This window comes from Pseudomonas sp. WC2, from assembly GCF_050586545.1.
Lineage (GTDB): Bacteria > Pseudomonadota > Gammaproteobacteria > Pseudomonadales > Pseudomonadaceae > Aquipseudomonas.
The window spans coordinates 1-427 of sequence record NZ_JBOBDR010000054.1 but is presented as its reverse complement, the minus strand read 5'-3'; the positions used below and the strand labels follow the sequence as shown (position 1 = coordinate 427).

1 protein-coding gene is annotated in these 427 nt (G+C 62.1%); it reads left to right on the top strand.

Annotated features, from left to right (window positions below):
* The coding region (locus ACQ4OE_RS26785) for an immunoglobulin-like domain-containing protein (RefSeq protein WP_430948458.1) at positions 1-427 on the top strand (427 nt) is incomplete at both ends.

The following is a 427-nucleotide window of genomic DNA, read 5'->3' as shown; positions in this document are numbered from 1 at the left end:
GGTCGAAGTCACTATCAAGGACGCGACCGGCGGCAACTTCGAGAACCTCGTTTCGAGCACCACGCCAGCGGTGACCGACGTCACCGACACCATCGATACTTCGACGGTGAAACTGACCGCCACCGAAACCGCCGCTGAAGGCGGCACCGTCACCTACACCGCCACCGTTGGCGCGCCAGTGACCGGCTCGCCTGTCGTGGTGACCCTGGCCAACGGCCAGAACATCACCATCGAAGTCGGCAAAACCACCGGCACCGTGACCACCACCGCACCGAACGACGTGCTGAATGGCCATGCACCGCTGACCAACTCGATCACTGGCGTTAGCGGCGGTAATTACGAGGATCTGGTCGCTGATAAAACTCCTGTCAGCACCACCGTGACTGACGTTACCGACACCACCAACCTGTCGCTGAGCGCGACGGGC